At 40.6% G+C, this 8,834-nt stretch carries 8 protein-coding genes and 1 pseudogene; 6 read left to right on the top strand and 3 right to left on the bottom strand.

Annotated features, from left to right (window positions below; genetic code table 11):
• Positions 1-154 precede the first annotated feature (154 nt).
• Entirely contained in the window at positions 155-337 is a 183-nt protein-coding gene (locus LD39_RS07590; protein WP_035544750.1) for an SE1832 family protein, read from the bottom strand.
• Between the two features lie 123 nt (positions 338-460).
• Here LD39_RS07590 and LD39_RS07585 point away from each other — a divergent pair, with 123 nt between their 5' ends.
• The 4 genes from LD39_RS07585 to LD39_RS07570 all read left to right on the top strand — a co-directional run bounded on the left by LD39_RS07585 (position 461) and on the right by LD39_RS07570 (position 4,509).
• Positions 461-1,330 (top strand): GNAT family N-acetyltransferase, encoded by an 870-nt coding sequence (locus tag LD39_RS07585; RefSeq protein ID WP_035544748.1) that lies wholly within the window; start codon positions 461-463, stop codon positions 1,328-1,330.
• Between the two features lie 220 nt (positions 1,331-1,550).
• Complete coding sequence (locus LD39_RS07580; RefSeq protein ID WP_035544746.1) at positions 1,551-2,108, top strand: TRAP transporter small permease; 558 nt, start codon at positions 1,551-1,553, stop codon at positions 2,106-2,108.
• A gap of 33 nt (positions 2,109-2,141) precedes the next feature.
• Positions 2,142-3,407, top strand: a complete 1,266-nt coding sequence (locus tag LD39_RS07575) for a TRAP transporter large permease (protein ID WP_035544744.1) — start codon at positions 2,142-2,144, stop codon at positions 3,405-3,407.
• A gap of 13 nt (positions 3,408-3,420) precedes the next feature.
• The gene (locus tag LD39_RS07570; RefSeq protein WP_231572530.1) at positions 3,421-4,509 is read left to right on the top strand and encodes a DctP family TRAP transporter solute-binding subunit; all 1,089 of its coding nucleotides are present in this window, start codon (positions 3,421-3,423) and stop codon (positions 4,507-4,509) included.
• Between the two features lie 48 nt (positions 4,510-4,557).
• Here the strand turns inward: LD39_RS07570 and LD39_RS07565 are convergent, their stop codons facing one another.
• Complete coding sequence (locus LD39_RS07565) at positions 4,558-5,745, bottom strand: MFS transporter (protein WP_035544742.1); 1,188 nt, start codon at positions 5,743-5,745, stop codon at positions 4,558-4,560.
• Positions 5,746-5,828: 83 nt separating this feature from the next.
• Positions 5,829-6,908: an AI-2E family transporter gene (locus LD39_RS07560; protein WP_035544739.1), complete on the bottom strand. Its 1,080-nt coding sequence runs from the start codon at positions 6,906-6,908 to the stop codon at positions 5,829-5,831.
• A 202-nt stretch (positions 6,909-7,110) separates the two neighbouring features.
• Here LD39_RS07560 and pepT point away from each other — a divergent pair, with 202 nt between their 5' ends.
• Together pepT and LD39_RS23485 are read left to right on the top strand one after the other, a co-directional pair.
• A complete protein-coding gene (gene pepT / locus LD39_RS07555; protein WP_035544737.1) occupies positions 7,111-8,349 on the top strand; it encodes a peptidase T in 1,239 nt (412 codons plus the stop codon).
• 330 nt (positions 8,350-8,679) lie between these two features.
• Positions 8,680-8,834, top strand: a pseudogene (locus LD39_RS23485) (hypothetical protein); the annotation flags it as partial.

Below are 8,834 nucleotides of genomic sequence, written 5' to 3'. Positions count from 1 at the left end.
AGCTCACCACATGCCCATGGAAAGCGAGTGATTTCCCGGAACTCCTTTTTCCAAGGCAACGGAAATAGGAAGAAGTCTCGAAACTGAGTCTTCAGCAAATGGGAGCTTTATAGGAATAGGAAAAATCACAAATATGGGATGTTACTACCTTAAATTAAGATTTAGTTTCAGCCAGTTGTTTGTTTAACTGTTTAAGTTCGTTCTCAATGCGCTCCAGCTGGGCTTCGGCATTAGACACGTTCGCACCATTAGCTTCAAGCTTGTCGAGATCCCCTTGTATACGCACATAATCTGATTTCAGAAATGCAATTTGCTCTTGAATTTCTTTTTTAGTCATTCTGAACTCACTCCTTTCTTTTATTGTAGAAGGTGTGTCAAGAAAGTATAATAGTATTAATTTTCCTATTTGTCTAACTTCAAAGTTAGAGTAGGTTTATTCTACTAGGAGAGGGGTACTAATATGAAAGTTATAAAACAAGAAGATGTACATGCATTTGGTAGTCTAGCCCAAAATTTGTTAACGAATAGCGAAGCAGAAAACAACTTACCTTTAGGTATTCTTCAAAGGATGCAGGAAGATCCTTCAGCCATGACAGCGAACTTATTACATATAGAAGAAGAAGGGATTCCTGTATACCTTACCATGCGGACACCACCACACTTATGGATACTTCCGTCTGTTGAAAGAATGAAGCAACAACACATCCAATCTCTTGCCGCTTACCTATTTGAGCATAATTATGATGTCCCAGGTGTTCTCGGAGAAGAACAGGCAGTAATGTGGTTTTTAGAGGCTTGGAAAGGGTTGGATCAAACGAAAGAAGCAAACTTACATATGAGGCAAGGCATCTATAGATTAGAAAAATTACTGCCTATTGCTCATCAGGAAGGAAAGCTCGTAGTAGCAGAAGATCATCACATCCCGAGGATTGCTGAATGGCTGGGAAGGTTTGGCGAGGAAACGAATGAGTCGATCATTCGAGGTCAAGCCAAGGAGTTGGCCCAAGATATGGTTCAAACCAAGAGAGCCCACTTATGGGTAGTGGGGGGAGAACCCGTGTCGATGGTGAATCGCGCTCGAAAAACCCCTAACGGTTCCACAATCAACGCGGTCTATACTCCAGATCAGCATAAAAGAAAAGGATATGCATCACAAGCGGTGTGGTCACTCACCAAGAAGCTGCTTGACGAAGGTTGTAAGTTTTGTGCCCTCTACACGGATCTAGACAATCCAACCTCGAATTCCATTTATAAAAAAATAGGGTACAAGTGGGTCGGTAACTCGCTTGTTTATCATTTTGAGCCAAAAGCATCAAAAGAATCAACATGATTTGAGTAGGGCATAATCAAATATAGAGTATTACCTACTTGTATGCCGCTATATCTACCAAATAGCTGATATTATGCTCTTATCCTTTGTCAGTGCAACATACCGTGAAAATAGACTGAATTTTCTATTCAGATTGATTTGAGTATAGGCCAAACGTTCGATATGATTTTATGTAACTAGGCTTTTTCAGCATCATGACTACATTAGGAGGCGTAATTATTTGAATCTATTAAAGAGTGTAGACAAATTAATACTGAAAATAGAAGAATTTATACTTAGTTACGCTGTGATTATCATTGCATTAATGGTAGTAGGGAAGGCTTTGAGCCGGGCATTTTTTAATTATTCCCCGCCATTTGCAGATGAGGTCAGTCAGATCGCAATTGTAGTTGCGACGTTCATGGGTATAAGTTATGCGGCTAGAAAGGGGCGTCATATTAGTATGTCGGCCTTTTATGATTTAGCTCCATTTAAGATCCGTAAGATACTAGCCATCTTCATACCATTCGTAACAGCTATCGTTTTATTTGTACTTACTTACTTCTCAGCATTGTATGTCTATGACGTGTATGAGTCAGGCAGGGTGACTTCTGCTTTGCAGATGCCGGCTTACTATTTGTACATTTTCATTCCAATTGGTTTCTTGCTGGGGGGCATTCAATTCCTTAGAAACATGTGGATCAACATCAAGGATCGAAATGAGGTCTACCTCGGAACCGATGCAAAAGATTATAACGATCAAAGCAAACATGAAGTTCATGAGGGAACGCATTTGTAAACAAAAAAATAAAGATGCAGAAAGGATAACAATATGGTTGCTACTTTACTTACAATCATGGTGGTCCTTTTACTATTGAATTTTCCAATGATGATTCCGCTTATGGCGGCACCATTAATTGTATTATTCTTGTATTTTCCAAACCTGGACCCAATGATTTTAATGCAACAATTCTCAACAGGGATAGAACCTTACGTTCTACTAGCTGTCCCATTATTTATTTTCGCAGCAGATATTATGACAACCGGAAAGACTTCCAACCGTCTGTTGGATTTTATAGGTTCGTTTATCGGGCATGTTCGAGGAGGCTATGCAGTGACAACGGCTGCAGCCTGTACCCTTTTTGGAGCGATTTCCGGCTCCACCCAGGCAACGGTTGTAGCGATTGGTAAACCGATGAGAGAGCGTCTCTTGAAGATCGGCTATAAAGATCCGACGGCTATTGCTCTAATCATTAATTCTAGTGACGTAGCCCTGCTTGTCCCCCCGAGTATTGGGATGATCATTTACGGATTGGTATCAGGAACATCGGTAGGGGACTTATTCATTGCCGGAATCATTCCTGGAATAATCGTATTTGTAAGTTTTGCGATTTATAGTGTCATTTATGCGAAAGCTAAAGACATTCCACTAGCGAATAAAGCTTCATGGAGCGAACGTCTAAAAATGACAAGAAAAGCTATTCTTCCTTTAGGATTCCCCGTCATTATTATCGGCGGAATCTATTCGGGGGTTTTCAGTCCGACGGAAGCAGCGGGGATGTCAGTCCTCTATGCGTTTATATTGGAAGTGGTTATTTATCGTTCTATTCATATTAAGGAGCTGCCAAAGATCGCGCGCTCTACAGGGCTGGTCACATCAGCAGTCTTTGTTTTAGTAGCCGGTGGACAGGCATTTACTTGGGTAATCTCATTCGCTAGAATTCCACAGATGATTACAGAGACAGTTCTTGGATCAAATCCAAGCGCCATCTATGTTCTGTTGATGGTAACGATTTTCTTTTTTATCGGATGTATGTTTGTTGACCCGATTGTCGTCATTCTCGTATTAACGCCAATCTTTTATCCTGCGGCGATAAACGCTGGAATTGATCCCGTCCATTTAGGCGTGGTTATCACGTTCCAGGCTGCTCTGGGTTCTGCGACACCACCATTTGGGGTCGATATATTTACGGCGAGTGCGGTTTTCAACAAACCTTATTTAGAAGTAATCAAAGGTACACCACCTTATATCCTTATGTTGGTGGCTATATCAATACTGCTTATATTCTTTGAAGAACTTTCTCTTATTTTATTGTAAGTAGAAAGTGTATATAAAAAATTGGGAGGTCATTAAAATTTTAAAGAAAAAGAGTTTACTGACTGCAGCTGTACTGCTTGTATTAAGTATCGTGTTAGCTGCCTGTGGAGGCGGCAATGGTGATGAGAACGCTGGCGGTAGTGATGGCCAAACGTATAACTGGAAGTTTGTAACGGAAGAAGTGGATGGTCAAGTTCAATATGAATACGCAGAAGAGTTCGCGAAACGGATGAAAGAAAAGTCAGATGGTGCTGTTAATATTGATGTTTACGAATTCGGCGGGCTTGGAAGCGAGACAGACCAAGTAGAGCAACTGCAAAATGGTGCCGTAGAAATGGCGGTCATGTCCCCAGGGTTCACAGGGAATATGGTAAAAGAAGGTCAAATCTTCGCTTTGCATTTCTTGTTTCCTGATAGTGTAGAGAAAACACAACAAATTTTGAACGATAGTGAAGCTCTAAATAAAGATTTACGTGAAAAATATGAAGAACATAGTATTTCCCCGCTTTCTTATTGGACAGAAGGTGCGATGCAGTGGACGTCTAGTAAAGAAATCTCTGAACCGAGCGATTTCGAAAACTTCAAGATGCGTACACAAACATCTCCTTTGATTTTAGAGTCCTATAAAGCATATGGTGCTGATCCTACTCCGATGAGCTGGTCTGAGCTTTATACTGCTCTTGATCGCGGAACGGTGGAAGGTCAGGAAAATCCGATCTTCTTTATCGGTGATGCTTCTTTCTATGAAGTTCAGGATTATATGACGATTTCTAATCACAACAACTATGTTGCGATGACTACGGTTAATACAGACTGGTATGAAGGTCTGAATGATGAGATGAAATCTATGGTTGATGAAACAGTTTCTGAAATGCAGGAATGGGTATTCAATGAGCAAAAAGAACAAAATGAAAAATGGCTGGAAGAAATTAAAAATGATGAAGAAAACCCAACTGAAATTGTTGAGTTGACGAAAGAACAACGTGAAATGTTCAAAGAAAAAGCAATGCCTGTCCGTGACTTCTATCGAAATGAAGTTTCAACGGTTGATGGTCAAATTTTAGACAAGCTTCAGGAAGAGATAAAGTCTGCAGGCGAGTAAGGAAAAGTAACTAAAAACTCCCGTATCTTAAACGATACGGGAGTTTTGTTATGTGCCTATCCATGGTTCTGTTTGCTTTCTGTAATCGAGGAAAGTGAGGATCATGACCGCTAAAAACATAAAGCTTGATATTTTGAATAGGGTGGCTGTATCAACAAAGTTATAAATGAATCCAAGAATGAATGCACTCGAACCGATACCCAGATCGATAGAGGAGTAATACATGCCATTAGCTATTCCACTTCTTTCGGTCGTCGTTTTTGAAATGACCCAGGCTTGAAGCGCAGGCATCATTGATCCAAATCCGATACCGAATAACGCCCCTGCCAGGATTAAATGCCAATTGGCGCTTGCCAGGGATAAAATCCACATAGCTGCGAAAGAAATCAGGGAACAGATCATTATTAGTTTCCATGGCCCTTTTTTGTCGAAATACTTTCCAGTTACCGGCCTTGAAATCGTTGCAAATACAGCATTGAAAAAGTAGAAGAGAAAGGTCCCGGATAAGCCTTGTTCATTGCCAAATATGACAATATAAGTGACGACAGAACCGTATCCAAATGTGTTAAGAAACGTGACAAGTGCAGGGTAACGGCTTTTCTGTTCGATCAATGAACCGAAAAATGAAAACTTGGGTGGATTCTGCTGATTTTTATAGACGCTGTCTGGAGTGACAAAGCTTGTAACTGAAAACAAAACGATCGCAATGGTCCCTAAAGCCACTGCAATCCAAACAAGCAGATTGAATGAATAGTTCTGATACAAATAGATCCCTAAACTGGGAGCCATGATCATACCGACAGTAACAGACAAACCGAAATATCCCATACCTTCACCTACACGTCTTCTCGGGACAATGTCAACGGCGGCTGTTCCATTGACGGTTGTTGACCAACCCCATGCAATGCCGTGAATAAATCGAATAAGCAGCAGAAAGACTACGATCTGAGTGACAGGGTAAAGGGCTGTCATGATGAGTAGAGAAATGGAGCCGATCAAGACTAATAATTTTCTCGGTTTTGTCATTAATAAATGTCCAATAAAAGGACGGATGAGAATAGCTGCAAATGCGAAAGTCGTAGTAATGAGTCCGATCTGCAGACTGCTTCCACCAATTGATTCAATGTAAGGTGGAAGGTTCGGGAGCAGCATCTGGAAGCTCATGAAGGTGAATAAGTTTGCTAGGATTAAAAAGATAAATGGCCAAGTCCAAAGTTTAGGTAATGGCTGCTGCATCTGTGGAAACCTCCTTTTTCAGTTGTACGATCAAAAATTGAACCCGCTATGGAAATCATAGCGGGTTCTATCGATTACGACAATTAATTACGATGATCTGTTGTCTCATTTCTTTCCAGCCATTCATTATAGAAGTGACTCACTATGGCTTTGATAACCGCATAGGCAGGAATAGCGAAAATTAATCCTATAAACCCTGCTAAACTTCCCGCAGCTAAAATCAGAGTAATGATAGTTAAAGGATGGATGTTCAATGCTTTTCCCATTACGTTAGGGGAGACAAAATTCCCCTCGATCTGCTGAGCCACGACCATAATTACCGCTACCCAAACCGCTAAGATAGGATCCTGGAAGAATGCCACTAATATAGCAGGGATAACCGCAAGAAATGGACCGACGAAAGGAATTACATTCATAAACATCGCAAATAATGCTAGCGTTAATGAATATTCCAAGTGGATAATGAGATAGCCCACGAGCAACAATAAACCTACAACAATACTGACTGTCATTTGCCCCAGAATGAAAGCATTCAAGGTATGATCGACAGAATGAGCTAATTTTTCAAAACTCTTGGCCTTTCGTTTGCTTAAAAACTGTTTAATGAACGGGACGAGTTTATCTCCATCTTTCAGCATGAAGAAAAGGAAAAACGGGATCAGAACAAGGGCGAAAACAAAGCCAATCAACTGACTGATGACATTAATGATGATCTTCGATGCATCCTGGAGGTAAGATTGTAAGTTTTGAATCACGCTTTCAATCGTACTGTCAAACTGGCTTGGTATGATATCCTGGTTTTGCTGCCAGTACGTGACGGTGTCCGTCAGCATGTCTATCATCCGCGGCATATTATTAACTAATCTGGAGAATTGCTGTTGAGCAATCGGTGCGATGAATTGAATTATTAAAAAGCCTAAGAATATGAACAGAACAAATATGATTAGAATCGCTAAAAGTCTCGGGACTTTATTATTCTCCAGAAAGTGGAGGACGGGCCTTGAAATATAAAAGAGGATGCCTCCCCCGATCAATGGAAGAGCGATGGCCCCGAGATAGGTGAAAAATGGAGCGAAAAAGAAGTGAATTTCGTGCAGTAAAAGAATAAGCAGGGAAGCTAATATCCCAGCTACGAGTGTTTGGAACCATTTTTTATGAATCAAATTTGACACACCTTTATGTAAATAGAATGAGTACCTAAATGTTATTCGATAATCTTGCCGAGAATTCCTTTAGGTTTTAAAACATCAGCGATAATTCAAGGATAGCCAAACATCCATTTTCAAGCAATACATTTACTTTCAATAGGATACTTTATACACTGAAGAAAGAAGTTGTACATAGTTGAAGGAGGAGCCATATTAAATGAAAAAAGAGCTTTTGGAACGATTCAAATCGTATGTCACCATTGATACCCAATCGAATGAAAATAGCGAAACCACACCGTCGACAGAGGGCCAGTGGGAGCTTGCGAAAAAGCTGGTAAAGGAATTAAAGGCTATAGGATTGGAGGATGTCACGATTGATGAGAATGCTTACGTAATGGCAACTTTACCTGCAAATATAGATAAAGATGTTCCCGTAATTGGTTTCTTAGCCCATGTGGATACAGCTACGGATTTCACTGGGAAGAATGTAAACCCTCAAGTAGTAGAGGACTACGATGGGGGAGATCTCCAGCTAAACGATGATGTTGTTCTATCTCAAAAAGATTTCCCTGAACTTGAGGATTATAAAGGCCATACCCTCATCACAACAGATGGTACAACCCTGCTTGGTGCTGATAATAAAGCGGGAGTAACTGAAATTATGACGGCCATGGATTACTTGGTTCAACATCCTGAAATCAAACACGGCAAGATTCGTGTTGCATTTACCCCTGATGAAGAAATAGGGCGGGGCCCTCATAAGTTCGATGTAGAAAGGTTTGGAGCTTCCTATGCTTACACAGTCGACGGGGGACCACTAGGAGAGCTTCAATTTGAAAGCTTCAATGCAGCGATGGCAAAAGTATCATTTTATGGGAACAGTGTGCACCCCGGAACTGCGAAAGGGAAAATGCTGAATGCTGTAAAAATGGCTATCGAATTTCAGGAGCAGCTTCCTAAAGAAGAAGCACCAGAATATACGGAAGAATACGAAGGGTTTTATCATCTGAATTCCTTCAAAGGAGATGTAGAGGCAGCCAATCTCGTCTACTTGATTCGTGATCATGATAAAGAGAAATTCAGTCAGAAGAAAGATAAAATACAAATAATGATTGACCAAATGAAAGAAAAGTATGGGGAAGAGCGTGTGGCCCTTGAAATGAATGATCAGTATTACAACATGGGGGATAAGATCAGGCCGGTTAAACAAATTGTAGATATTGCTCATGAAGCCATGGAGACGTTGAAGATTGCCCCTCTAGTGAAGCCGATTCGAGGGGGAACAGACGGATCGCAATTATCCTATATGGGTTTACCTACGCCTAACCTATTTACGGGAGGAGAAAATTTTCATGGTAAATACGAATACATCTCTCTAAATAATATGGAAAAAGCGACAAAGGTCATTGTAGAAATTTCACGACTTTTTGCTGATAAAGCCGAATGCCCCCGTTAATCAAACGTTTGTTCAGGGCTGATTATTGTTTTTATTTCGAGTTTCGAGGGTAAACTCCCATTAATGAATAACGATAATCTTAAGATATCATACTAAGATATAATTCATTAAATGTGGGCGTTGACCCGTTGACAAAATGCCGTTGAATGCTAAGATAAGGTTAGAATTAGCATTCCTAAAGGGGAGTAGCTGGACAGTAAAGTCGTCATTCCGGGATAAATAAATCCCCGGCTTTACTGGCAACGGACGTTGTTAGCGAGACCTTTACCCACTGTGGTAAAGGTCTATTTTAATGGTCTTTACCACGGTGGTAGAGACCATTTTTTTGTTATAAAAAAGGAGAGTAGAATCGTGGATGCACAATTATTGATTGAATATGGCTGGGTGCTGCTCGTACTCGTAGGGCTTGAAGGAATTCTGGCAGCTGATAATGCGCTGGTCCTGGCCATCATGGTAAAACATCTGCCGGAAGAAAAAAGAAAAAA

Origin of the sequence: Halobacillus sp. BBL2006, from assembly GCF_000786645.1 — a bacterium.
Lineage (GTDB): Bacteria > Bacillota > Bacilli > Bacillales > Halobacillaceae > Halobacillus.
This window is presented reverse-complemented; position numbering and strand designations above follow the sequence as displayed.

Excerpts from the sequence above, each read along its gene's own strand:
- LD39_RS07590 (WP_035544750.1), bottom strand. The coding sequence starts at position 337 with ATGACTAAAAAAGAAATTCAAGAGCAAATTGCATTTCTGAAATCAGAT.
- LD39_RS07585 (WP_035544748.1), top strand. The coding sequence starts at position 461 with ATGAAAGTTATAAAACAAGAAGATGTACATGCATTTGGTAGTCTAGCC.
- LD39_RS07575 (WP_035544744.1), top strand. The coding sequence starts at position 2,142 with ATGGTTGCTACTTTACTTACAATCATGGTGGTCCTTTTACTATTGAAT.
- LD39_RS07565 (WP_035544742.1), bottom strand. The coding sequence starts at position 5,745 with ATGCAGCAGCCATTACCTAAACTTTGGACTTGGCCATTTATCTTTTTA.
- pepT (WP_035544737.1), top strand. The coding sequence starts at position 7,111 with ATGAAAAAAGAGCTTTTGGAACGATTCAAATCGTATGTCACCATTGAT.